This window comes from Bradyrhizobium sp. 23, from assembly GCF_023073295.1.
GTDB classification, from domain to species: domain Bacteria; phylum Pseudomonadota; class Alphaproteobacteria; order Rhizobiales; family Xanthobacteraceae; genus Bradyrhizobium; species Bradyrhizobium canariense_D.
Map to the genome: position 1 here is coordinate 37167 of NZ_JADPJF010000126.1, position 24264 is coordinate 61430.

23 protein-coding genes and 2 pseudogenes are annotated in these 24264 nt (G+C 59.4%); 7 read left to right on the forward strand and 18 right to left on the reverse strand.

Features of this window, described 5'->3' with window-relative positions; translation table 11 throughout:
* Nucleotides 1–85: 85 nt before the first annotated feature.
* On the forward strand, nt 86–304 hold the full coding sequence (locus IVB32_RS30745; RefSeq protein ID WP_157642942.1) for a hypothetical protein: 219 nt from the start codon (nt 86–88) through the stop codon (nt 302–304).
* A 1520-nt stretch (nt 305–1824) separates the two neighbouring features.
* Here IVB32_RS30745 and IVB32_RS30750 read toward each other — a convergent pair.
* A pseudogene (locus IVB32_RS30750) lies at nt 1825–2025 on the reverse strand (DUF2285 domain-containing protein); the annotation flags it as partial.
* A 1201-nt stretch (nt 2026–3226) separates the two neighbouring features.
* Between IVB32_RS30750 and IVB32_RS30755 the strand changes: the two are divergent.
* Both IVB32_RS30755 and IVB32_RS30760 read left to right on the forward strand, forming a co-directional pair.
* On the forward strand, nt 3227–3460 hold the full coding sequence (locus IVB32_RS30755; protein WP_026232951.1) for a hypothetical protein: 234 nt from the start codon (nt 3227–3229) through the stop codon (nt 3458–3460).
* 3 nt (nt 3461–3463) lie between these two features.
* Nucleotides 3464–3685, forward strand: a complete 222-nt coding sequence (locus tag IVB32_RS30760; RefSeq protein WP_247296010.1) for a hypothetical protein — start codon at nt 3464–3466, stop codon at nt 3683–3685.
* Between the two features lie 1342 nt (nt 3686–5027).
* Here IVB32_RS30760 and IVB32_RS30765 read toward each other — a convergent pair.
* From IVB32_RS30765 to IVB32_RS30775, 3 genes are all read right to left on the reverse strand, one after another.
* Complete coding sequence (locus IVB32_RS30765) at nt 5028–5450, reverse strand: hypothetical protein (protein ID WP_247412381.1); 423 nt, start codon at nt 5448–5450, stop codon at nt 5028–5030.
* Between the two features lie 19 nt (nt 5451–5469).
* Complete coding sequence (locus IVB32_RS30770; protein ID WP_247370772.1) at nt 5470–5691, reverse strand: hypothetical protein; 222 nt, start codon at nt 5689–5691, stop codon at nt 5470–5472.
* 529 nt (nt 5692–6220) lie between these two features.
* Nucleotides 6221–7353 (reverse strand): IS3 family transposase gene (locus IVB32_RS30775; protein WP_247412382.1). Its coding sequence is split into 2 segments (ribosomal slippage): nt 6221–7098 and nt 7098–7353, totalling 1134 coding nucleotides; the frame shifts between segments, so codons are not numbered across the junction.
* 901 nt (nt 7354–8254) lie between these two features.
* On the opposite strand from IVB32_RS30775, the gene IVB32_RS30780 reads away from it, so the two are divergent.
* Nucleotides 8255–8464 carry a hypothetical protein gene (locus IVB32_RS30780; protein WP_247412383.1) on the forward strand — a complete coding sequence of 70 codons (210 nt, stop codon included), beginning with the start codon at nt 8255–8257 and terminating at the stop codon, nt 8462–8464.
* 605 nt (nt 8465–9069) lie between these two features.
* Here IVB32_RS30780 and IVB32_RS30785 read toward each other — a convergent pair.
* The 3 genes from IVB32_RS30785 to IVB32_RS30795 form a co-directional block, all read right to left on the reverse strand.
* Nucleotides 9070–9792 (reverse strand): hypothetical protein, encoded by a 723-nt coding sequence (locus IVB32_RS30785; RefSeq protein WP_247412386.1) that lies wholly within the window; start codon nt 9790–9792, stop codon nt 9070–9072.
* Nucleotides 9793–9997: 205 nt separating this feature from the next.
* On the reverse strand, nt 9998–10324 hold the full coding sequence (locus IVB32_RS30790) for a hypothetical protein (protein WP_247412388.1): 327 nt from the start codon (nt 10322–10324) through the stop codon (nt 9998–10000).
* Nucleotides 10314–10679: a DUF6074 family protein gene (locus tag IVB32_RS30795; RefSeq protein ID WP_018455442.1), complete on the reverse strand. Its 366-nt coding sequence runs from the start codon at nt 10677–10679 to the stop codon at nt 10314–10316. Before IVB32_RS30795 ends, IVB32_RS30790 begins: the two co-directional genes overlap by 11 nt.
* Before the next feature lie 53 nt (nt 10680–10732).
* Between IVB32_RS30795 and IVB32_RS30800 the strand changes: the two genes are divergently transcribed.
* On the forward strand, nt 10733–10912 hold the full coding sequence (locus IVB32_RS30800; RefSeq protein ID WP_247412391.1) for a hypothetical protein: 180 nt from the start codon (nt 10733–10735) through the stop codon (nt 10910–10912).
* Nucleotides 10913–11089: 177 nt separating this feature from the next.
* Here the strand turns inward: IVB32_RS30800 and IVB32_RS30805 are convergent, their stop codons facing one another.
* The 5 genes from IVB32_RS30805 to IVB32_RS30825 form a co-directional block, all read right to left on the reverse strand.
* Nucleotides 11090–11353, reverse strand: a complete 264-nt coding sequence (locus IVB32_RS30805; RefSeq protein WP_247412394.1) for a hypothetical protein — start codon at nt 11351–11353, stop codon at nt 11090–11092.
* A gap of 859 nt (nt 11354–12212) precedes the next feature.
* Complete coding sequence (locus IVB32_RS30810) at nt 12213–13694, reverse strand: RES family NAD+ phosphorylase (protein ID WP_247412399.1); 1482 nt, start codon at nt 13692–13694, stop codon at nt 12213–12215.
* A 245-nt stretch (nt 13695–13939) separates the two neighbouring features.
* Nucleotides 13940–14368 (reverse strand): hypothetical protein, encoded by a 429-nt coding sequence (locus IVB32_RS30815; RefSeq protein ID WP_247412404.1) that lies wholly within the window; start codon nt 14366–14368, stop codon nt 13940–13942.
* A 29-nt stretch (nt 14369–14397) separates the two neighbouring features.
* The gene (locus IVB32_RS30820) at nt 14398–14904 is read right to left on the reverse strand and encodes a DUF6035 family protein (protein ID WP_247412406.1); all 507 of its coding nucleotides are present in this window, start codon (nt 14902–14904) and stop codon (nt 14398–14400) included.
* Nucleotides 14905–15234: 330 nt separating this feature from the next.
* The gene (locus tag IVB32_RS30825; protein ID WP_247412408.1) at nt 15235–16431 is read right to left on the reverse strand and encodes a Fic/DOC family N-terminal domain-containing protein; all 1197 of its coding nucleotides are present in this window, start codon (nt 16429–16431) and stop codon (nt 15235–15237) included.
* Nucleotides 16432–16605: 174 nt separating this feature from the next.
* On the opposite strand from IVB32_RS30825, the gene IVB32_RS30830 reads away from it, so the two are divergent.
* The gene (locus tag IVB32_RS30830) at nt 16606–17172 is read left to right on the forward strand and encodes a hypothetical protein (RefSeq protein WP_247412411.1); all 567 of its coding nucleotides are present in this window, start codon (nt 16606–16608) and stop codon (nt 17170–17172) included.
* Nucleotides 17173–17382: 210 nt separating this feature from the next.
* Here the strand turns inward: IVB32_RS30830 and IVB32_RS30835 are convergent, their stop codons facing one another.
* On the reverse strand, nt 17383–17898 hold the full coding sequence (locus IVB32_RS30835; RefSeq protein WP_247412416.1) for a hypothetical protein: 516 nt from the start codon (nt 17896–17898) through the stop codon (nt 17383–17385).
* A gap of 470 nt (nt 17899–18368) precedes the next feature.
* Between IVB32_RS30835 and IVB32_RS30840 the strand changes: the two genes are divergently transcribed.
* Entirely contained in the window at nt 18369–19223 is an 855-nt protein-coding gene (locus IVB32_RS30840; RefSeq protein WP_247412419.1) for a hypothetical protein, read from the forward strand.
* 131 nt (nt 19224–19354) lie between these two features.
* Here IVB32_RS30840 and IVB32_RS30845 read toward each other — a convergent pair whose 3' ends face one another.
* The 5 genes and pseudogenes from IVB32_RS30845 to queF all read right to left on the reverse strand — a co-directional run.
* Nucleotides 19355–19933 carry a DUF2937 family protein gene (locus tag IVB32_RS30845; protein WP_247412422.1) on the reverse strand — a complete coding sequence of 193 codons (579 nt, stop codon included), beginning with the start codon at nt 19931–19933 and terminating at the stop codon, nt 19355–19357.
* Between the two features lie 184 nt (nt 19934–20117).
* Nucleotides 20118–20300, reverse strand: coding sequence for a zincin-like metallopeptidase domain-containing protein (locus IVB32_RS42680; RefSeq protein WP_018455432.1), 183 nt, complete (start codon nt 20298–20300; stop codon nt 20118–20120).
* A 125-nt stretch (nt 20301–20425) separates the two neighbouring features.
* Nucleotides 20426–20866 (reverse strand): ArdC-like ssDNA-binding domain-containing protein, encoded by a 441-nt coding sequence (locus tag IVB32_RS42685; protein WP_253075430.1) that lies wholly within the window; start codon nt 20864–20866, stop codon nt 20426–20428.
* Nucleotides 20867–21627: 761 nt separating this feature from the next.
* Nucleotides 21628–22431, reverse strand: a complete 804-nt coding sequence (locus tag IVB32_RS30855; protein ID WP_247412425.1) for an arylamine N-acetyltransferase — start codon at nt 22429–22431, stop codon at nt 21628–21630.
* Between the two features lie 471 nt (nt 22432–22902).
* Nucleotides 22903–23344, reverse strand: a pseudogene (gene queF, locus IVB32_RS30860) (preQ(1) synthase); the annotation flags it as partial.
* Between the last annotated feature and the right edge of the window lie 920 nt (nt 23345–24264).

Genomic DNA, 24264 nt, shown 5'->3' on the forward strand with positions numbered 1-24264 from the left:
GAACGGGATACGCCACCCCCAAGCACGGAAACCTTCCTCCCCGAGCGTTAGCCGACACGCCAGCACGACCAGAATTGCAACGAAGATGCCATCGCTTGGTAAGAGGAAGTGCCTCGATGGACCTTCAGAAATTCTCGATCAGAAAATCAAAGATCTGCCTGCAGGCCCCTATAAAATCGGCCTAAAGGCGGTGATGGCGCATATTGATGCCGCCATCAAGCACTACAAGCGAGGACAATCCGAGCCAGACCAAACACTATTCACCGATGTTGTCTTTCGCTGCAATCAAGCTTTTGAGGGTTAAGGAAGCTTACCGAGTGCTCGCTGGCAAGGACCCGTCGCGTATCGCGCCCCACAAAATCGAGGAGTTCCTCGGTCAGGCTGATCTACTTCGAAAGAAAGTGTTGGATCAATTTACGCGTTACCGGACCGAATGGCGCAACCCATTCCACGCACGACTACGCTCTCGATTTCGACGAGGACGAAGGCCTGATGGCAATCGTATCTGTCACGGTCTTCGCCATCGTTCTTTGCGATCAGATCGACGGAAACTTCCTTTTGACACTGCGGCGGACCCACGAGAGCCTGCCGCCACCCCGACGACCCGGCAGGCACACCGCTGCTTGACTTAGTTACGAGCGCCCTTCTCAGATTTGCTCAAGGACATACAGATGACCCTTTGGTTTCTCGCGATCAATTGAGACCGCATTATCTTCGTACGGTGGGCACTATTGCGGGCTATCTCGTCAGTGCGCTGCGCGGCGTGCCAGGTGTTAGGGTCAAACAGAGCCAACTGTTCTCTGATAGAGAGGCTGATATCGTCGTCGAGCGATCAACGGGAGTGAGCTCTACGGAGAAGGTAATCGTTGAGTTGAAGGTTTCCTCCTCAGGGAAGTCCCTTCCGAGGCGCTTCCTTCGACGTAGCGCGGTCGAAAAAGCCGCTTACTTCTTGCACCTGCCCGACGTGACGGGAGCCGTCGTATTTCTATATTCCGGCAGCAATAAAACGTATGAGATTGCCGATACAACGGAGGCGCCGATAGAGAAGTTGCGAATAGTCGGCGCGGCTTCGGATACAAAGTTAGTGAGCCCAAGAGATTAGAAGTGCACCGTCTGTTTGGCATGGGCCTCGGGCTTCTCGTTGGCATAAATGCGGTGCTCTTCACGGCTATGATTTTCTCGGAATGCCGGCTCACAGCCGCGATTGCCGGCGAGCGGTCCGCCGAGACGCCGGAATGCAGGGAGATAACGGCTCGGATCATCGAGCGGGAAACACGCATTTCGATCACTTCTCGGCCTCCGGCGGCAGTGTCTTTTTCAAGAAGCCGGACAGGGTCTTAATCTGCGATCCAAAGTTTGTAACGCGAGCGGCTTCCCGTCAAATGATTGGTTTGCCCTCGCCGCGACGGCAGGAAGCGCGGTCACGGGTGTCGATCCGAAAAAACTGCAGGCGGCGGCTCATCGATGCCAGAGAACCGCACTCAAGGACGACGGCGAACAAGCTAGCGTTGCTCTTCTCCTAACGCAGCAGTCGGGTGTCAGGCGTTCACCAGAGACGGCGGAGGCGTGGTCGTGGATGTGGCAATACCGCTGCGAAAGCATTGAACTGGTTCAACGCAGGTCCCAGCACACCGCCGCGTTGTTGCCCGCGAAATAGCCAGAGCCTGCCCGAATTGGTTAACGGGTTGTTAATCGGGGTTCGGCAGGCTTACCATCAGCGCTGCCGATCAGCCCCCCAGCCACAGGTAGCGCAAAGCGATGGCCGGCGGCAGCGATGCCCGCCGGCCATTGTCGTGACCTAGCCCTTTCAGCAGCCGAAGGCCATCCTTGCCGCAGCAACCGACGGTACCCACTGTCAGCGACCCATTTCGCGCGCTCAAGATGGCTTTCGAACGCGGGCCGAGCGCGCGCTGGCTCACGTTCCGGGTCAATGCGCAAGATGATCCGCGATACCTCGCGCCAGTCAGCGCCTTCCGCATCGGCATCAAGCATGCGGAGATAGGTGATGCGGTGCTGTTCATCATAGAAACATGTGCTTCCTTCCGATCATTGGTTGCAGCGTCGGGACCATTCTCGGTCTTTGTGTCGCCCGGGTGGGCGCCGGCACGGGACTAAGGCCGTTGCGAAATGTGGCTGATTTATTTCCCGCGCGATCCGGGTTGACGTGATCGGTATGCGCGCCGGCGTTCCCACTTCGGCCCGCGGTAGGGCCGGCCACCCGGCGTTCTTGTGAAGCGCGCCGGGCGAGTACCGAGACAGCGCCGCTGCGACAGTCCATGCAGCCCGCGGCCGCTTCCAAGCCGCTAGGGAAGTTGGACAGGATAGCCAAGTCGCCCCCGCGTTTCGGGGTCCGCACCTACCGCAGCGCGGGGCCGTAGGACTGCCGGCACTCGACAGCCCGGTCATGTTGCACACTGGTTATTGATCCGGCCAGCCCAACATGCAGGCTTGGGATGGGCCGGCACCGACGCCAAACACGCGCCCAGCTGGGACCGCGGCGCCTGCGCGCCGTAACGGAAGTTCAATGCCAATGTGGAGCATCTCTCGGCGGATCGCGGCCGCCACCTGAGCCGGTAAAACAAGGCGGGCTCGGTATTCCTAGGAACCCGGGCCCACAACCTCAGCAACGTCATGGCGGCGCCGTTCGGCTGCGTGTTGGGTTCTAAGCGCCCTTGTCTCAAACCGCCTTGAGCAAGGTCAAAAACTCCCCTTCTGGCAGTCGGGCTGGTCATCGGTCGACTTGATGCTATCGGCTACAAGCGGATGCAATTCAACCTCGATGGACCAGGCGAGCATAGTTTCGCCTGACAGTGGGCACGAACCAAGCAGATGCGTCCTCCCATGCCGCAAAACAACAACCATGAACCATTTAGAAAAGATTGCCGGCTGTTCCCGGTCGTTAAGTGATCGTAAACCATGCGATGGCAACAAACCGCATGGAAACCGAACTCCCGCCTGAAACGATACTGCGAGACAGCCGTCGGCAAGAAAAGCGCAGGTCGCTTTTTAAGCACTATCACCGGCAATTTCTCGATCGTCTTCGTGACCGCGATTGGGTGTCTTCGTTAAAGCTTCCCGACAGCCCCGGAACGACGCTCGCTCTTTTACGAAACGGATGGATGGAGCGACGCTCAACGGGCAAAGGCGTCGAATATCGTATGACGGAAGCCGGTCTGTTGGAGCTTAGCCGGCCACGATAACTCAAAGGCGCAGTGGAGGCAACGCAGTGTCAACAGCCATGGAAATGATCGTCGCCGGCTACGTGAAGGTGCGGGACCGACGTGCCTTGACGGACCTGCTCGCGCATCGGCGCAAGATGCTGGGCGAACTACACGCTGTCTCCGGCATCGATCCCGCGAACGCTGTTCAGGCCGTCCAAGACGAAATAACAACTATCGAAGCCGGCCTAGAAGAACTCAAACCGCCGCCCGGCTCGCTCCCCGAAAACGAGTGGAGCTAGGGCGTGCGCGTTAACAAGATCAATTGGGAGAAGATCGGCCGCATGACAGAGCCCGGCCGTTACAAATGCTTCTTCGGCTATCTAACCGTTACGTCAGACGACATCGAAGTGTGGACGCGCTATCCCAACGCGACGTTCACTTTGATTGTGGGGCCAACGACTGAGCAATCGTTGGGCGAAGATTACCGTTTAGGCGCGTTCGACATCGGCGATCCACAGCAGTAGGCGGTTCGCCGTCGGCGATGCCTATCGGGCTGCCGCTTGCGCCGACTTCGCCAAGGCGCCAGGCCCCGATCTAGACCGCCTCGCCGGTACATCGCTGGACAAGGGCGCCGAACTTGATGCGCTCGCGGCGATGCCAGCAGACGACCGGGCTTCGCTGATCCGATGGGCGGCCGCCGGCGAGATTGCCGCTTTTGCGGTCCTGCTGGCCGGTTGGTTCAGCGAGCGCGCACTCCGTGCAGAAAGACAGCGCCGGATATCCCATCGACGCCGCTGATCGTCATGGTTGCAATGCTAAGTGAAGCCTCGCCAATCAGTTGAGGGCAACATGGTTCGGGCATTTCGCGATACTGTCATGGCACTCACTTTTCTTGTAGTCGCGGGCAGCAACATTTTGTGGGATTTCATGAATAGCTACCTCGCCTGCGCCCTTGCACTGACCGCTTCAATCACAGCCGGCGTTTGCGTCGAGCGCGCCTTCATGAAGCGGCCCAATCGCGAGATGGCCCGCCTCCACCGCGAGCATTCGGCAGAAGGACCAATAGGCCGGCGCGGCTGGGAGTAAGGCCAGCTCGGCTTACGAAATACGGCTCCCGTGATTGAGACGCTGCATTCCCGATCGCGGCGAGATCAGCCCTGAGCTATTCCGGGCCGCTATCGCATGGGTGTTGAGGGGCTGGTATCCAAGCATCGCGATCGGCCTCACCGTGGCGGCCGGCAGAAGCACTGGATCAAGGTGAAGAACCGCAGCCACCCGGCGACGGAACGGGAGCTATAGATCGGCAGCACGGCTGTTCCAGAATTAACCTGATCTCGCTGCATCAAGCTTAATTCTGCAACTCGATTGCAGCATCGCTGCGAAGCGTTACCTTCTGAGCGCCGGACATTGCCCGTCCGGCTCCACCCAAGGCGAAGTCGTCGCGCCAACATATTCGACGCGGCGCTTCGTTTGATTGCAGGCGGTTTCGTTTGGAAAAGCAGCCGGACCACGAACCGCTTGATCTCGTCGAGATGCGTCGGCAACTCACCGTACTGCGTTCGCAACATTCCGAAAATTTTGGAATAGCGTCGCTGTTGAACCGCTTCCTCGTGAAGATCGCGTTTCTGTCAGAGCCGAGGGACGTCGCGCACGTCCAACATCTGCGGTCTGAGTTCGCACGAACGCTACAAAAGGTTGAAGCGATCGCCTCGCGGTCCCCATCTGCGAAGCCATCAGGCGCCGTCAAGCAGCCCAAGTAACACTAACGCACAGACGTCCTTGCGCCTGCCGCCGGCGGCGCCGATGCTGGATGCAGTCGCGAAGTCGTCCTCGTCTCGCGTCCGGCGGCCCCGCCCATGATCAGATCTAGGGAGCGCGCCGCACCGCTCCGGGTACAAACGGCAGTCTCGGAGAAAACGACTTGGCGGTCGCGAGAACCGCGGCTTCGTCGGTTTCGAGTGCGATCTTCTGGGCGAGCATCACATCGCCAACTGCCAACGCCCGTTCGGGGAGGAAGCACCATCCCACCTTAGGCTCCAATTTTTCATCCAGCTCCAAAACATTGCTCATGGTGCCCTGATGAATTCGGTATCGACGGCCGGTAAGAGAACCAGTGACTTCAAAAAAGCCATTGACATCAAATTGCGCGCGCTGTTCTGGAGATAACCATTCCCGCAAAAGACGGCGTGCACGCGCTTCCGGGCCATTTTGCTCGTTGAAGCTCCGATAGAGCGCGCGCAGGGCGCGCAAACGCGCGCCCTGCGCGACGTTGCGTCCGAACAAAAACATCTTCGGTGCTACGACGGTTCTAACCGCCGACTAAGTGCGGATAGAACAGCGTTTCCTCCGCTGTTGCATCAAATGTCCGTATCAGCTTGAGATCGCCGGCCGGGGTCCGAGTGGCAGCGGTAAATCCCCGGCCGGTAAACATCTTGAAGCGCCGCTCGGCCTCGGCGAGCCCCTTGAGGTCGTCTTGCTCAAAAAAATGTCTGCTGTCGCCTGTGCTGTCCATTACAATCTGGGTAGCCATGGAAGAGAACTCCGCAACGCCTAGCCTCTGATGAAGAACAAACCTCGCTGCGATCAATAGTGTTCCTGCTCTCGGCAAATTTCATTGTGCCTTCTTGTTAGTCAGCGGTCGTCTACGAACATTCTACCGTCGCGACGCTACCCGCGCGAAGGGGCTAGGTTCTTGGACTATGTTTCAACACATCGCGCACCAATCGTCAGGAAATGGAACGAGCAGCCACGGCCCGTCCTCAATGTTATCGTTTGCAGCTACGGGTCTGCCGGTCGCGAGGGGCTCGGCTGCGAACTCTTCGACCTCAGCGGTACTCGCCGCGTGACGCTCGGCGCAGCTTAAATCACTTTGCATGAATAAAACTTCCCACCGGGGCACGATCGAATTTGCAGCGTCTTCGAAAAATATGGATCAAAAAGATCGGCACGCGACAAAATATCAGACCCCCTTGGCAAGCGATAGGAGCGCGGACCTGTCAGAGCTGGTCCCGGTTGTCTGAACAGAATCTCCGCGTCGATAAGTGGAGCCTCTGCCGGGGTTAGGCCGCCATGCGGATTGGCAGCGGGTTGAAGTAAGCTTGATCCGGTGTGCCGCCGTCAAGGCTCGAGTGAGGACGTCGGCCATTGTAGAAGTCGAGGTATCGGCCGATCGAGGCGCGGGCGTCGGACACGCTGTCGTAGGCCCGCAAGTAGACCTCCTCGTATTTGACGCTGCGCCACAGCCGCTCGATGAACACGTTGTCCCGCCAAGCTCCTTTACCGTCCATGCTGATGGCGATGCCGTTGCTGGCCAGCGCGCCGGTGAAGGCCGAGCCGGTGAACTGCGAGCCCTGATCCGTGTTGAAGATTTCAGGCCTGCCGTGACGCGCCAAAGCGTCCTCCAGTGTCTCGACGCAGAACGCCGCCTCCATCGTGATCGAGAGCCGCCACGACAGGACCCGGCGGGTCGCCCAGTCGAGGACGACAGCGAGATACACAAAGCCGCGCGCCATCGGGATGTAGGTGACGTCCATTGCCCAGACCTGGTTCGGGCGCGTGATCTCCACGCCGCGCAGCAGATACGGATAGATCTTGTGCCCGGGCTCAGGTTTGGTGGTGCGCGGACGGCGGTACAGCGCCTCTATCCCCATCCGCCGCATCAGCGTCTTGACATGCCGGCGGCCGATCTTGCTCCCCTCGGCAGCCAGCAGGCCTCGCAACATTCGCGAACCGGCGAAGGGAAACTCCAGATGCAACCGGTCGAGCCGCCGCATCAGCGCGAGGTCGTCGGGCGATACCGGACGCGGCAGGTAATAGACGCTGCCGCGGCTGATCTTCAAAACTTCCGCCTGCCTGGTGATCGACAGATCGTGCTCACGGTCGATCATCGCTTTGCGCTCAGCAATCCCGCCTTGGTGAGCGCTCCTTCTAAAAAATCGTTCTCCAGCGTCAGTTCTCCGATCTTGGCGTGCAGCGACTTCACGTCGATCGCAGGCACGGCGGGCGCGGCGCCGCCAGGTCCAAAAACTCCGGAAGCTCCACCCTCCAGTTGGGCTTTCCATGCCGTAATCTGATTGGGGTGAACGTCAAAGTGCTCGGCCAATTGAGCCATCGTTCGGTCGCCCTTGACAGCGGCCAGCGCCACCTTCGCCTTGAAAGCCGGTGTGTGGTTCCGGCGTGCGCGTCTCGTCATCGTCTCTCCTGATTCGCGGGCCAATCTTGCCCGCCGTCAGGCAGAAACTCCACTTATCGCCCTGTTCAGATTTCCGGAGCCGGCTCTGTCCTTTTGCATCCTAGTCGCGCGCGCCATCACGCGTTGCAGTGCAGCCAACAGCCATCTCCATTCTTTGAGAGCCGTCGCTCCATCAAACTTTGCGGGCGGCGATCATGGCCTGTGAGGGCGGCTCAACGGAGTTCTGCGCCGCGCGCCGTACCTCCCTGCCGCGCAGCGCACGGCGGAAGCGATCGCTGCTAACCCGGAGAAGTTTGACCGCGCTATCGCGGCGGAAATCGGCGTCAGTCACCCAATCGTAGCGAAAGCCCGTCGATCAACTGGAAAGCAGTTACCAGTTGCAAAACGAACCGGCCGCCACGGCAAGCAACGGAAGGCGCCGACCATGTCAGCTGCGCAGGTTGAGGCATTCTCGGTCGATGAACTCGACGCCTGCGACCGTGCTGTCGTTTGCCTACACTGCAGCGAAGCTTCAAGCGCGGCTTGCGAAGGCGAAGAAGGCCCACGACGAACTGATCTGCGCCGCCTACCGCACGCAAGGCGATGCGCTTAATATCGAGGCGCGGGCAAAGCGTCGGCTTGCCGACGAATATGACGCAGCGCAAGCGCGGGGTGAGGTTGCGCGTCTTGGAGATAATCTGCCTAGAGTTACCACCCGGAACGCTAGCAAGCCGACAGCGGCCGACGTCGGTATCTCCCGCCAAGAATTCCATGAGGCGCGCCAGATCAGGGACGCGGAAAAGCGCCACCGCGGCGCGCCGCTAGGAACCACCGCGGGGGAATTCCTCGCGGCAATCACGAGTGTAGTGTCCGTCGGTGCCAAACCCGGCCGCCTCCGGAGTGTTGCAGGGGGGGGCTGCTATTGGCAATCATTTTGATCCTGGCTCTCGCCGGCGCGATCCTCCTTCTAGCGATCCGCATCGTCATCGGCTGGATTTCCCCGACCGCCGGTAAACAGTTCTCCCCGGCGATCGACATAGCCGGGACGTTCTTCCTGAAACTGATCGTCGTGGTTGCCCCGGTCGCGATCTTGGCCGTCGTCGGCTTCGCGCTGATGACCTCCACCAAGTAGAGCAAGCGAACCACGACATCGATATCAGACGCCACTTCGGGATAGAACGTCGCCTGACGATTACCTAGATCGAAGTGAACGCGACCTTGGTCAGGCATGGTTTTGCCCGAGCTCGCAGATACCGATTGCCGCGGCTTGATTGCGTGAACTCGATCGGCTTGATCGGACAGACGGCCTTCAACATGTGGGCCGACAGCCCGCAATAGCTCGCGGCTTGACCCAGCCGCAGCGCCGCCGGCCAGTATGGTAGGTCGCGCTTCATGTCGCTGCTTTGACCCGCCCGGCCAGCGCGGGTACTCGTTCGTACCGACGTAGCCGCGCTTCCCAACACCCGACCTATATGACCGTTTGGTAAAGCCATCGTCGGTCCACTCCGCAAACAACATCCGCTCGCCCTGGAACCTAATTTCGAGTTTTCTGGTGTGCGCTGGATTGTCGATCTGCCGACGCAAGGACAGCGCCATATGGTTGTATCGGAAGTCGTAAACGCGGGTCCGGCCGTCGAGCGCTTGGATAATGAAACCGGCAGCGTTCCGGAAGGATCGCTAGAGCGACCTTCACCAAAGCCTTGATGCGTTCAGAGCGGTCAGCTTGGTACATGCAATTCAGCTGGGTGTTTCGGCTATAAGCTGGTCAAGTTCACTGGCCGTAATCAGATCGCGGTGCATTAGGACTTTCGCTACACGGTCAATCTCGGCCCAGTGCTCGTCGACCAACGCTTCACAATTCTGCAAGATGACGGCCAGTATGTCGTTCGCCTGCCGAAGGACGTCCGGGGGAAGTTCAAGCTCCTCGTTCCCAGCGCCGGGCAACGACTGGCCAGATTTCAGTAGAGCAATAGAACCGGCCGCCGCTTGTGCAATCTGCAAGTCGCTTTCGGCGCCGTCAGAAAACGAGCTGGGACGCCCTGAGAAACGAACGTTCGCGACTGGTCCTGCTAATGCTACAGCGCCATCGATCTCGTACCCCGCAATCTTCGCTTCTACTGCTTCTCCACTCTCATAAGACGCCGAGGCGGTTAAGGCTCCGACCGATCCTGACATACGTATTTCCGCGCATGCTAGGCCTTGACGGCGAGCCAGCACTGCGTGGGCCGCTTCATGGTATGCCATCATCATTCGTCTTCGCCTTCGCTCGCCCATGGTTGACCTTTTTCGTAAAGATGGCCCGGAGGACGGCGGCGGAAGCCGCCGCCCCATTCGACGATGTTTTGCCGCAATTCCGGCGACGCGAAGGACCGCACTTGCGAACTCGCGGCCCAGAAGCAGACCTCGCCCCTGTTCGCCGCCGCAATAGTTGCTCTTCTGCACTTCCTCGAACAGCATCATGCCGCGCACCAAGATCAACATTCCTGAGACGGTAAGCGGCGCGTGCTGGCGAATTCTATACAGCAAATAATGGATTATCTTTGCTTCTATGTGTGCTGCGTCCTTCGCGGCTTCGACACCGGAGACTTCGATAGCTCTGGCGCACTGGGCTCCGTATCGTTCCGCTGCAACAATTCGCGCTGTCAGGTCCCCTTCCAGTCGTTCCCTAGCCCGCTTGCCTCCCCAACGTTCGGTATCCACCCCGGACCGCGGCGAGTGCGATGCGGAGACGATCGGGCTTGAGCAGGTTGAGCCAGGCCGCGTCGGGGTGGACCGTCCCGTTGGCATCGACGATCGTGCGATAGAGCGGCTGCCCTTCGAACCCTTCGGCTTGTTCAAAGCAACCTTGGAAGGCCCGCCGGTCGGCCGCGGACGTGATCACGATCGAAGGCGGCGGTTCGGGCCACTGTTCAGCGGCCGGCGCCCGGGCCTGCTCTAGGCGCGCCACCGCGGCCCGGTAAGCCGGCGTGCGGCAGCGGTGCTCATTGGTCACCGCCCGGCGTCAGAACCTGCCGCCACAGTTCGGCGCGGACCTTTGCTTCGATGCGCCGGACTTCCGCGTCGATGGTGAAATGATCAACGCCTATTTCATCCAGTGTCCGACGGATCGCGTTTAGATTTTGCCGAACATGCTGCTCGCCTTGCTCGGCAGGTCGCGTCAGAACGAATTCGACGTGGCGCTTGATGTAAGCGGCGTCCCGGAAGCGGCCGGGCAAAAGTAAGACCTTCGCCTTCGGCTCGGCGATGCGGACATGAAGCCGGGGATCGCCTTCCTGAGCCGGCGCCACTTCGCGCCGGGCGTTGCGCACGGCGCGCGACACGGCCCGTTCAGTCATGCTGCCCTCCAAGTCCGACGATCTGCGAAGACGATCTGCCAAGCGGCCTTCGCGAAAGCGTGGCAATGCTGTTCGATTTCGGCATCGGTGATGCCCAGCCCAGCGAGCCGGCCCCACTCGATGTCAAGGTGCTCGATCAGAAATTTCTCAGCGTGGTCAGCCCACGGTCGCTTGCGCATTTCGGCGGCTATGAAAGCGACGATCCGACGGTGGCGGGCCGACGGGAACGCGTAAATGTGCGCTGAAGGAACTGCCTTGCGTCGGCGCTTCATCGGTCAACTCCCGATCTGCTGGATGAAGGGCGGCGCGCTGGGGAAAGGTTCAGAGACCGCAGCGCGCCGCCGCTAGCGCCGCCCGGGTACGTCCGCCGGGTCGGCGCCGGCGCTGACGCGGGACGGAACCGCGCGCGCCGAAGTGGAAGGTTAGGCGGCGGCTTGATCGCCGCGCAGAAGCTGGAACAAATCTTCCACAGGAGCAGTCGTGTGGCGTCCGTTCTTTCGAACGCGGATCACGCCGTCCTTCATTAGCTCATAAAATCTGGTTGTCCCAATTCCAGCGACTTCGCAAAAGCGGTCGACGGGCACGTTCAGGGACAGGTTGTAAAGTTTGAAGACGTCCGGGAGCGTCATGTCGCCGGGGCGAGAACGATGGGAGGTCGACAACTGGGGCGGCAATTCGCGGCGCATTGGGAGAGTTCTCCTAGGCTTCAGTTTCGTCCATGACCGCAATCATTCGCGACACTCAGAGCGTTCGTCAACGTGCCAAAAATCCAATACTAAAGCACCGAAGTTATGTCGGTTGATGCGAGGTTTATTCCGGTCCGACGGATTATTGATGAAACGACTACATCGAATGGGCGGGTGCGAAATCGCGCAGCGATGTGATTTGCGGCGGTCATTCCGGGCGCTTTACCGGTTGATTTCGAGCGTAGAGAGACGAAGGCGAATGCAAGTGACGGTGCTTTCGTTTCACCGCGGCGTCGAATGCCGGCGGATGACTGCGCCGAGCTGATTACTCGGATGCGTTACGGAGACGCCGTCTTTGGCGACGAGATCGTGCAGTTCAACGGTGGCTCGGCTCATATCACTCGCGCAAAGAATGGATTTTGGCATGGGCCTAACGGTCCGCGGAACACGCATGTGAGCGCAGTTCTATTGTTACCTGAGACAGGATTGTCGAAGCTGAGAGAGGAGAAATGGCAGCGGGTACTCGCAGTTCATCCTTGGGCGGACCACCCCTCTTCCGGACGAGCGACGAGAGATCAACCGATTTGAGGCGGACGACGACAAGTGGATGTTTCGGGACGGAAGGCGGTTCGCCGACATTGTCAGCCTGCCTGATCCGTGGTCGCCAAAGGAAGAATGAAAGCTATTCCCTTGCAGGCAAGCGCTGGCGCATCCCAATTCGGGCCGCTGTTCTCATCGATAGGTTCGCGGTCGTCGTAGGAATTTTCGTGCCACTGCTTGTGGCCGGCGAAAGCGCCTCATGCGTCAGCGCCATTAGTCGCCACCGCCATCACACACCTTCTCGTGACCGGGTGTAAATTTAGAACGGCGATCGATCGTCCTTCTCCCAGCGGGAACGACGCACCTGATACTCGTCTGTCTTGAAGACGACGCCCTCCACATGGTGTACGCTGACGCTGTCCGGCATGACGCGAAGGCTTGGCTCCCGCAGACCGGAATCGACCCGTTCTCCCGCCAACGCCGGCATGGCATCGAAGTCGGGCCATCCTGGCGATTTTTCCTTTTCTTCATCAACCTTTGGCCGCGGCGGCACCTCCTCGAATACCGAGTAATCGACTTCCCACCCCTCCGCGGTACTTTGCCCCGTCCTGGCTCTGATCTCGGTCCCGCTCGGAATTTCCATCGCCTCGACGCGCGCAGCCTTGTGGAATAGGACGACGTTGAGCACGTCTCCCGCGACCTGAACCGACGGGAAGATAATGCCATCAATGGGCACCGAGGATTCCGTTGCGAGAAAATCGGCGATGGCTTGCGTTGCCAGATACTCGAAAGGCTCATCGTCGGGCATGACCGGTTGGGTGATACGGTTGCTCAGAGATTTCAGAAATTGCGCTCGTTCCAGCCGGCGCGCAAAATCGACGTCAAAGATGCTTCCGCGCATCTGGACATTCTTGAGCGCCGTCAGATCGAGCAGCCGGAGTTTTCGGATAATCTCGAATTGCGCCACGGCAACCTTGCTTCCAACCGGAGGCCGCACCTCGGCGATGGCGGCCTTGGGATCGTTGGCGCCGTAGAACACAGAAATGCCCTGCGCATTCATGCGACCTGCCGCAGCCACCAGCGCTGGCGGCGACCCGAGTTGGAGGTCGGGCCGACACATCGCCACCTCGAGTTTGTCCTCGGACTGGAAGACCCGGGCACGAGAGAGTGTATGGAAGGGCGTTCCGGGCCCCGCATCTACGACCAGAGGCTGCCCCTGCCGCGTCCGCAAAGCATCCACCCCGTCGAAGATGGCCGCCAGATGCGTAGCTGCGGTGCGACTGAAGAAGCGCGCCTCGGTCTTGAGTGAATTCTCGAACCGATACCATTCCTCGAGCCAAGCATCATCGCTGACCTTTTTCTCTTGATAGTAACTGTCGCTCGCGAACTCCGTCTCTTCACCCATGGCTGCGCTGTCGAAATCGCTATGTTCCTCCTCCAGGATTGACTGGACGTCCTGGGCCGCGTCTTCAGGGATTTCGGCGGCGTTTTGAATGGCGTACACGACATCATCGCCATGTCGATACCATTCGTAGCTCAGCTCCTTGTCGCGCTGGAGCATATATTCGTAGTCGTTTGGTTGATCTGACGTTCGATAGTAGTGCTGCTCGAACGCGGTCGCCACACGTGCGGCCATCTTGTCAAGGCTGAAGGTACGACGCGCCTTGTCGCAATAGCTGCACTTGGCGCGTTTGCCCTTTGCGCGAACTTCATCGCTTAGATACTGCTCGCCAATGCAGGCGTAGCATATGCGCTTCGCTTCGAGGTCGTCACTATCTACGGGATGCACGATATTTTCCACCTTGTTGCGCCATCGTCTCCTACCAAGCCGCTGCCCCCACAGGCAATCTGGCCCCGTCCGCAATCCTCGACTCACTTGATTGCGCTACAGAATACGTCAAGCGCTGAGATACGCTGCTGGCATTGCGTCAAGCTGAAGAGAATATCTCCGGGAACAAGGCCAGCGCGATCTTTCCCGACACGCTTTGGCGATCGTCTTGCACCACTGTGCGAGCTTTGACGATCTTGTTGCGAACACTCTCGATTTCAAAGAGAGCGTCCCTGTTGGTCAGTCGGGCGAAGGTCCGAATGAGGCGGCACATAGCGCTGTCGTCGCTCGTCATTGAGGAAGGAGTTCAGCACCTCGACAAGATTCTGCTGCCGCGATCCGACTGGCCGACCGTCGACCAGGGAAAGTAAGCAGTTGATCAATGCATCCACATCGAGCGCGTGCAGCTCGTTGACGTCGCTCCCCGGAATCGCCACTTTGGCGACGAGTTCGCCAAACAGTATCTCACGCTCTTTCCATTTCGTACCTCTTTCGGCGAGCGCGCCGCGCCAGCGCGACAGAAAGTCATGATGCCAAGGCGGCCTCGACGGGACCGCGTTTGCGCGCCCTCCCTCGATCCAATTGAGGTCGGAAATCGTGACCAATTTCGAGCGCCATGCGTCTACATCCAGCCAGAACGCGCGCAAGATTACTTCTCGCCGCTGTCTGGAGAGGGCTATCGTTTCATCGTCAATTGAGAACAGGTTCTTGTCGTGGGAGTAGAAATGTCCTCAAACGAACTGAGTAATCGGCCGCTCGTGGGTGGCTCAAGATTCCAGGTGAGCCAAATCAGGCGAATGGACGCGCTCTCATAGAAATCTTCGCGTTGCACGATGATGGGGATTTGCGTGGTTGCAAGTTGAACCTCCACGACGAGTGGCATGCGATCATAGATCGCGCGTACGTCCGGCCGCCGCCGTCCATTCTCTAGGATGAGATACTCATCGACAACGACGCTTCCTGCGGTCGTGCGCGGATCGTTGGTCAATAACTCACCGACGATATGTTTGATTTTAGCATGCAGCGGGCTTTCCTGCGCTCCGTCAAATTGCTGCGCGCTAACTATATCGACGCTGGCCGGCGTCCCCGTCCACCAGGGACAAAGCTGTGGGCACCCGGGCGGTGTTTCCAGTAAGGCTGGCCGGTCCGGCCTTCGCGCGGAGCATAGACGGCATGTCCGCATTTCGCGCAGACGAAACGCGCTTTCCTGTCGAGCCGCGCGCGCGTCGCCGCGCGACGGAGAACCTGATAATCATCCTTGCTCATCGCTATGAGCGCATCACTCGTGATGCTGTGCATCGATGCAAGGTCAACCACTCTTTTGAGTGTCCTTCGGAGAATCGCCTCGACCATCTACCGAATCTCCCTTCGTCGGGCGTGATCATTGAGCATTTGCGGGATCGCGTGCTATGGAAAATCGCCTGTGTCTGGAAGTCCCGCCGACGGCATGACCGGCGGCGGGGCGAAGACGCAATTCGCGGCTTCACCGATTGTCAGCCCGGCATACCGGCCGTCAGGTGTCCGCACCGGGAAGAATGGGTTCTTCGCCGAAGGGTCGGTTAATGATCGACAGCGCGTCGGGCGCGGCGAAGACGCGGTTGCGCGCATAGCCGGTACGCTCGTTCAAGATTTTATTCTCGACCAGTTGCTCTACCGCTTGCGAGGCTGCAGGCACCGTAATGCTGAGAAGCGAGGCCAGACGCTTGACGGTCAGCACCGGATAGTGCGGCAGAACATCGAGTGCTCGCAGGCTCGCTGAGCCCTGGCGAAATTTGCGCCGCTTTCGCCATAGATCGCCAAGTGCAGACAAAGCGTCGCGCGTCTTCAGCAGCTCATCCGTGGTGCCGACAATTGCGTCTGCCATGAATCCGACCGCTTGATGCCAATCGAGGCGCTGCTGAGCCGCTTTGAGCGATTCATAATAAGCCGCCTTGTGGGCTTCAATGTACGGTGACAGGTAAATCGGCATCATGCCTTCCGCCGCCATCATCAACGGCAGGAGGAGACGGCCGACGCGGCCATTGCCATCACGAAACGGGTGGACTGCCTCAAAATGTGCATGCGCAACCGCCATTCGCACAATGAAGCTCTGGTACATCGCCTGCATGCCCTCGCAGCGCATGTACTTCATCGTGTCCTCAAGACACGCGGCAATGTCAGACGGCGGCGTCGGATTGTAGGTCGAGTAAGCAATATCGCCCCTGCCGCCGATCCAGACCACAACCTGGCGAAGATCGCCGGGCTTGTCCTTGTATTCTGCGTCGCCGCGCATGACGGCGTGATGCAGATCCTGCACCAAACCGCTTGTGAAGATTTCCAGTTTCTGGTGTCTGGCCCGCGGCAGGAAGTCATCGAGCGCGAGCGCGTAGTCACGCACCTGAACTACCGCCTCGCCCTGCTGGGAATCTTCGCTTTCTTCACCGGACAGCAATTCGTCAAGCGTGCTGTTGGTGCCTTCGATCGCCGAGCTGCTGACAGCTTCCCGCCGGGGCAAGATGCGGCTGATCAGATATGGGTCCTTTAGTTCGGCCGCGAGCGTCTCGATACGCACCAAGGCTGCATCCGCCGCCCTGAGCCGGGCAAGGACCGCCCCCCCGGCAACGCCGTCCTCAGGCGGGGGCAGCGGAACCACGCCGTAATGCGCCGCATAGGGCGCCGGAAGCCGCTGCAATCGTTCCCGAACGGCGTGAGTGAGATTATCGCGGTTCAAGAGAAACCTTCCGCAGAAGAGCCAAGTCCGACACCATAATAAAGGTTGTTGAGCTATACTTCAATAAAGCGACTGACGGTGGGCCCTATATAACGTTCTTAGGTTCTATAAAGGAACCTATTGCCGTACTGTCCTTACGGTATATATTGCGTAACGACAGTACGGAGACATTTCGTGGCCGATCCTACGGTAGTCAGGCGAGTAAGACGCCAGCGCGACGTTCGCCTGGCTGAAGGCTGGCAGGAAGTCCGTGTGTGGGTGCCCACCGAACAAGACGCAAACGACATCAGAAACCTCGCCGCCGATCGCAGGGCAAAAGCAAAAGCGCTCGCCGGCCTTGACGAAGGAATTAAGAGCATGCCCCCAGAAACACTGCACCGCATTGCCGAGGCGATCGCATCCCAGGGCTCGGCAGCCTACACGACCCCTTCCGGTCCTGTACTGGACCTCCTCACCAAACTCGCGGAAGAGGATGATCTCGCGAGCTTCTCGCGGGCTTTCATTCTTCTGGCGCGCGCCGCACCGGCTAGAGCCGCGTTTGTCGCGGGCGCGGTGCCGGCAAAGATCTCCAACTTCCTGATCAAGCATCGCGGCGTCAAGGCGACCGCGCTGATCAAGTGGACCGAGTCGAATCCGGATTGGACTGAGGAGCTCAAGAACGCACTGCGTGATCCCGAACTATTTGTTCGTGTTGTCGAAGACTTCGCCTCTGCGATCAAGCAAGGTGCCGCCGCTCACTAGACCTTTGACAAAGAAACCGGCGCCGTTTCAAAACAGCGGCGCCGGTTTCCTTGTGACTCGGATAAGCCTTTACATTGAATGCGCCTTAGGGCGATTAGCCTTGCCGTGTTAGACTGGACGATGCCCTTTCCAGTCACCCCCGCACCCGGAGACGATCCCCGCCAGTTTCAGATACAAGGCCCGACGGGGGTTCGCCATCCGATTATCTCCTTACTGGCAATCGACAACCACACAGACCGCGTCTCTGGTCTCGGCACGGCGTTCCGGATCGACGCCTTCGGAGGATATCTGACCGCGCAGCACGTGCTTGAAGCATGGCTCGGGCCTTCGCGCCCGCGGTCGACGGTTGTAGGTCTGCTCAACCCGGGGCGGCGCGCCCCGATTGGTGTCGACCGGGATGGTCGTGATTGCGTCAGCGACCGCCTTTCGCACCCCGCCAGAAGATATTGCCCTTGATTGGCTGCTCAACCGTGCCTCGAGCCGCATGTCACTCGGCTGCATGACGCTGTCGTTCAAAGCGACAACACGCGCCTGCACGAAGTACGCGATTTTCTGCCCCTGCGGCTGACCGGAAAATGGCCCGAGATCGGCGATGAAGTCATGGCGGTGGGATTTCCCGAACTGCGTTCGATACGGGACCGCGAGATCGACACGGATGTTCTGACCGAGCGCATGTATGGGTCTATTGGCCGCGTAACGGCAGTGCTGCCGAGTGGCCGCGAACATCGGCCTTGGCCGACATTTGCGGTCGACAGCCATTGGCCAGGCGGTATGAGCGGAGGACCCGTGTTCAACCAGGACGAGAGGTGATCGGCCTCGTCAGCTCAAGCGACGAGCGGGGAAGCGACGGTGCGCAATCCTACGCCTTCCGGTTTGCGGCGATCCCAGGTCTTCAACGCAACCTCCCTCACGTCGACCCATCGAGCCCGGGATGGGTGCGCGGTTGGGCGGTGGTGCGCAACGCTCCTTGGCATGTTGCGGCAATGACCAACGACCGCGCACGGGCAGAGGAAATCTGCGCGACGCTGGCGTCGGACTATTCGGTTCGCTTGGGCTCCCTGCGGGCTGGCTCAGATGATTTTATGAGTTCGGCCGATTAGGCGGGTCAGCTAACTTGGAAGCCGACCAGGTTGCCGATTTCACCAAGTCGTAGGCCCGACCTTTCCCACGCGTAAATTCAAGGCAGCGACGCCAAAATGAGCAAACCATTTGATCTTCTCAATCTCTATGCCCGCTTCAGCCGCGAGCGAAAGATTTCGGTCACGGCGCCCAAGACAGCCCAGGAATTTTTGGCGGCGATCGGCGCGCAGCTTGACAAGGCATTGACCGATGACATTCTGATCGCGGGCCAACGAACCGCGGCAATGTTCGAAGCCATGGTGGTGGCGCTTGGTCATTACAAGCTGATGAAGGTCGAAGATACCGGGCGCGTCTATCCTGTCGGCAGATATCGGGCGCCCGATTTCAGAATCGTACTGGAAGACGACGAGCAATGGCTGGTCGAAGTCAAGAACGTCTACGAGGCAGATCCGGTCCGGCAAGAACGTCAGATCAGGACACCGTCTTATCTGTCCTCGCTCGACAGCTACGCGCGGGCAACACGGGCCGCGCTCAAGGTGGCCGTCTATTGGGCCAGATGGGGCATCTGGACGCTCGTATCCCCGCACGATCTGCTGGATGAAAATGGCTACCTCAAGCTCGACATGAAACATGCCGTCTGCTTCAATGAGCTGGGCAGGCTCGGCGATATGACAATCGGCACAACGCCGCCGCTCACACTTCGGCTAACCGCCGACACGCCCAACGCCATCGGCCCCGACGGAATGGCGCCTTTTACGGTTCGAGAGGTCACGATGCTCAGTGAGGATCGTGTCCTCACGCGTGCGGACGAGCAGGAGATCGCGTGGATATTCATGAATCTCGGGGAATGGGCCGAGCAGGAGACCAAGGCCATTGTCACTGACGGAAGATTGTCGGCGATCGAGTTTTCTTGGGTGCCCGAGGAACGGCTCAACGAGGACACTGAGAGATTTGAAATAATCGGCACTTGAGCCGGATGTTTTCCCGCCACTATTCGCAACGGGCCAATGGAGAACCGGATTCAGTGCAAATTGAACTTGAACATCGGCCCAACTGGTTCGCGCCACTGGTATCATCCGACCACAAAAGTGATGCGTTGCCGCTATGGCGCTTCATCCAGCAGCCGCTCGCGGTGAAGACCGCGAACAAGAGTTGAGGTATAGAAACGCCGCGCGGAGTTTGACGGCTTGGTTTGCTGTCCTCCTGCCGATGAATCTCGGTTTCGTCGGATCACGCAGCGACTCTGCCTCGTGAGCCGGCAACAGCCGCCGAGGACCAAGAATGCAGCATAAGGCAAGCACCAGCCGATGATCGCAAATACAATGCCCGTGAGGGTCGTCGGAAGCGCGGATGCATAGGCGCTCCAGGCTTGCGCCATGATCGGCTTGTCGTAGTCAACCGCTACCGCCAGGATGGCCGCAGGCGTGACGCCATTCGCCAAAGCCGATTGCTGCTCGTTCAGCCGGTCCAGCCTTCGAACATATTCCGTCATTCGCTGCGCCTGGTCGCACACCAGTCGTTCTGGGTTCTTCGCCATCACACCGAGTGCGCCCGATCGGTCATAACCCGAGCGGCGGGAGTCCTCGTCGAAGTTGCGCACAATGACTGTCAGCTCGTCGGCTGCGCCACCGAGCCGCTGCCTATACTGTTGCAGGAGCTCAGGAATCTGCGCAAACAGCAAAGGGTTGCGTCATCTGCTTGCGACCAACGTTCACTGCCGGTGGCCTAGCCTGCCGACGCATCACACACCACGCGGGATACCGACATGCCTGCCATCGAACCAAAAAACGTCACCGCGCAAATCCTAATACTGTTCACTAGTGTCGACGCCTTTCGCCGTGAATACGAGGGGCGCGCAGCCTAGTTCAGCCAGTGGTGAAGGAGCAGGCGCCGATGTTTTCCTCGTGGCGGCGGCAGCGAAAACCGCGCGGGAATCCGACCTTCATCAGCTTCAGCCACTGCGCGAGATACGAGCGTGATCGGCACGCACATTCCTGCGTGATCTGAAGCTCCGCGCACAGGAACGCCGCGCCGATTTCAGCGACCAATTCCTCGGCGGCGTAGGCCGCCGAAGCGTTTGCCGAACGTGCGATCGAGCCTGTGTTTCGCGCCGGGTCAGCTCGTGGACAAGCGTGCGTAATAGCCTTCGCTTGCGGGACAGCGTTTCGGTGCCTCAGAACATTTCCTCCGGAGGCATCTGGATACGATCGGTGGAGGGCCGGTAAAAGGCCCGGTCGCCCCCGTGCTCGATGCGCGCGCCCGTCCCTCTCAGGAACGCATCGGCGCCTGCGATGCGGGCGACCGGACCGAGAGGCTCCGGCACTGGGTTCAGGGCGTAACCCTCGACCTGCGCCGCGTTGAACACCCGCGATGCGCGGGCGACACGCGGTTTGCCGTCGTCATCCGCAACGTCGGGATCGGGCTCGGCGTCGAATTCCTTGTTGAAGATCACAGGGCTCGATTTCACGCCTGCGCGAACCTGAGCGCCAAGCTCCGACCATTGTTTGTAAGTGGCCCACACGGGCGAGCTGAACCCCTTTAATTGGGCGGCGACCCAGAGACTCACGATATTGATGCCGGTATAGCCGTTCTTGGTCAGCACATTGACCGGCATGAAGAGAGCGCCGGATGATTGCGCCAGGGTAATTATGGTCTGTCGGGATTCGCTTCGATTGCGGCCACAAGCTGGGACGTGATCTCTGATTAGCATCCTTCCGGGTGGAGACGCTGGTTGATTGAGGGGACATTGCATCGCCTTTCGCTCTTGCGAGCCCGCCGTGATTGGCGGTCTCGATGCCGAGCGAAGGCGGCGGTGCCTGACGAAGTGCCATACGCTTCGAATCCACGGCTAGTCACAGCACTTATTGCTGTAAGCCCACAAGACTCACAGGGAATTGACGAGCATAGCTCCTGATCTCGTACGTTCAACCTGAAGCGGATTCGAACCAAAATTGTGAAACATCGGCTTGGTATAGCTAATAGTATTCTCGGTTTGGTAAATTATAAAATTGTGAATTTTCAGTTAGTTGGTGGTATTCTTAGATTCCGGCCAGGGGCTTGCGGGTCAGGCAATGGAAACGAAGCTTGGCCGCCACCGCCTTCCTCGACCATGCCGAGGATATTCGACCACCTCTCCGACGAGAGGGATCGCCGCAGCCCGCACCCTCCGGCCAGCTGTGACATAAAGGCGCCAGGCGCTCGGCACCCTTGAAGCCACGGATCGATGGGATCATTCCAGAGCAACTCGATCGTCCCCTGAAGCACTACGACATCGCCAATAACAGAGTCGACGATCCCGCCGCCCTGGGATTTGGAAGAGACCGCACAGGCCATCGTCGCGCTGGGAATGCTTGATCACTTTCTTTCCTATACAAGTCAACGTGACCCAAGCTTTTCCCATAACGAATCAACGGTGCACTGAGTCAGTCGGAGCCCGAAGACATTGGCCAAGACCTGCTGCAGTTCGATCTTCGTTTCCAGTGTTTGTGTTTCCCTAAATTGGCTGCGAGTCAATCTGAGCTTCTTGTTAAGCAAGGTTGCACGTCCCTCCGATGTCAGCACACTCATCATGAGGACGGATGGAAAGGGCATACGATCCCAGCGTGCGCAGATGAAGTTGGCGCCCTCGAAATCGGGTGGCAGGGCGACGGCTCGGTCAATGCCGAAAAGAGCGAACCATTCATCTTCGTTCTTGCGTTCAAGCACGAGCTCTCCACTGGCCGGGTCGGCCCGCAGACGAAACACGTCCCCGCCAACTATTTGCTGCTCCTTCGCATCGATTCGTAGCGGTGCAATCGGTGCCGGACCGGGAAAGCCGGCATCGGCAAGCCAGTCGCAACCCTCTATGGTCACGATCAATGCATGATGTGTGCGTGGGCCACCTTCCGAAGCCCCCATGCGCACCCTGCAAAGAATTGGCCGGACCGTGAAATCGAGTTCTTCGAGCGCCAAGCCAAACAACTTGTTCAATTCGAAGCAATAGCCGCCTCGCCGGGCATCGATAAGTTTGGCCCAGATCGAATTCTCAGTCAGATCGGGGATATCGCCCAGCAGAACATCAATGTTCTCATAGGGGATCGCTCGCATTTGAGCCTGCTGGAGCGCAAGAAGGCCATCAACCGTTGTCGGGACTTGAGCAAGGCCGATCCGATCGAGATAGGTCGCAATCTTAAATGCCATGGCACGTCCTCTGATGTCTGGATTCGTTTGATTAAGCCGCCGGAAGGGCGATGACTTCGCAGGCGACGCGTAGAAGGTGGCCATCTCTCCTATAGAAATGAAACAGCCCCAGCACTTCCGGCGACAGCCTCAGTGCCAGTATCGAGCCAACGGGCCATTTGTGCACGGCCGGAGCAGCCCGTAGGACTCCCGGTCCGCGGCGATTTGCAACGGCGATCTTCCAGCCTTGCGAATCATCTCGTCTCGCCTCGCCGCGAATGCTCCGCGTTTCGAGATCCACCGCCGCCCGCGATACGCCATCACTAAGTAGAGAACGGCGACAGCTACCAGCTGAGCAATCGCTCTCAGCTACACCAGCAGTTTCTGCCGCGTTCAACATGACATCACCCTTGATGAATCGTAATTACGAACCTGCAGCTCTTGCGCTACTAACGAGCGGCTGTCGCTCTTTTGGTTGCTCAGCCGACGGCAGCGATAAGGCGCCACACCTGTATCGCGCAACCAGGCGCCCTCCGGTGGCGCGCCGGTCTGCCAGAACACGTCGATCGGGATGCCGCCACGCGGATGCCGGTAACCGCCGACGCGCAGCCACAGTGGTTTGATCGCCCTGGCAATGCGTCGGCCGACTAGCGCTGTGCATTCATCATGCAAAGCGCCGTGTTTGCGGAACGAAGTCCTGAACTGCTTCAGTGATTTGGAGCCCACCAGTGCCTCGTCGGGCGCGTAGTCGATTACGATGAAACTCGGCTGACCGGTGACGGGCAGACCGAGGTGAATTCCGGGCAGCTGCAGCGCACGATGGCGGGCGGTCCGTCGCCGCGCCTGAGCGGCGCGTTTTCGAGGACCGCCTTATCTGGGCTTCCTGGCGTCTCGAGTGGGCGCCGACCTGTGTAAAGTTCCGGGTGGTAGGCACGGGCAACTCCTTGATGCATGCCGCCGGAAGTGCAGCCGTCGAGCCGGGCATCGCCGATGAAGTCCTCCTGATCCACTGCCGCTGCTCTCGAGTGGACGACGACATCGGAGAAGCCACCGCGATCGTCGCAAGGGTGAAGCCGCAGAACCTTCCAACCCCGTTACCGCACGCCGAGAAACTTCGTGTTTGAATGATGACGCGCTCAGTCGCGTGCAGTCACCTCCTGAGTGCTCAGCTCCGCTGCCTTGGCTCAACGATTGCATCCATATTGCTGGCTTGGTCGCCCCACCGATGTTGAGGGTTAGTAGTTTGTCGACGTCGGCAGGCTTGTCGACGGGCGACATCTTGGCCCAACAGGCGACGGTGCGACGGCGGGCGCCGCTGGCAAAACGCAGCAGATAGGCCGATTTCACGGCCGTATGTCTTGAGTGATACATAGGTCACGGTTTAGTCCTTGATGAGCGCCAGAAATTCGCTACGCAGTATTTTGCTGTCGCGGAAACACGGCGCATGATGCTGGTCACCATAGTGGTTTCCGTCTCGCGAACGCCTCGCCACACGCACTGGTGCCGCGCCGTAACCATGACGGCCAACCCCTTCGGATTAATGTGGCCTCGAGCTCGTCTGCCAACATAATACGCTTCCTCTTGGATTGCGGGAGCGCCATGATCAAGTTGGCCACACGCACAACTTTGCTGATACCGATCACCGACACCAGGCAGCACGCCGACCCACATGCGGTGGAGCTTGTCGGGGCCGAACCATCCCGAGCCGCCGGGCCGCAATGAGCCGAACGCGGCCGAGAGAAGCGCGCGGCGGGCGCCGGCGGTGAGGCCCGCGAGATCGGGACAACCCGGCTCGCCGATCACGAGCGTCGGTTGCGGTGTGGAAAGGTCCGGGAGGCGCATCGAAAACCCTCA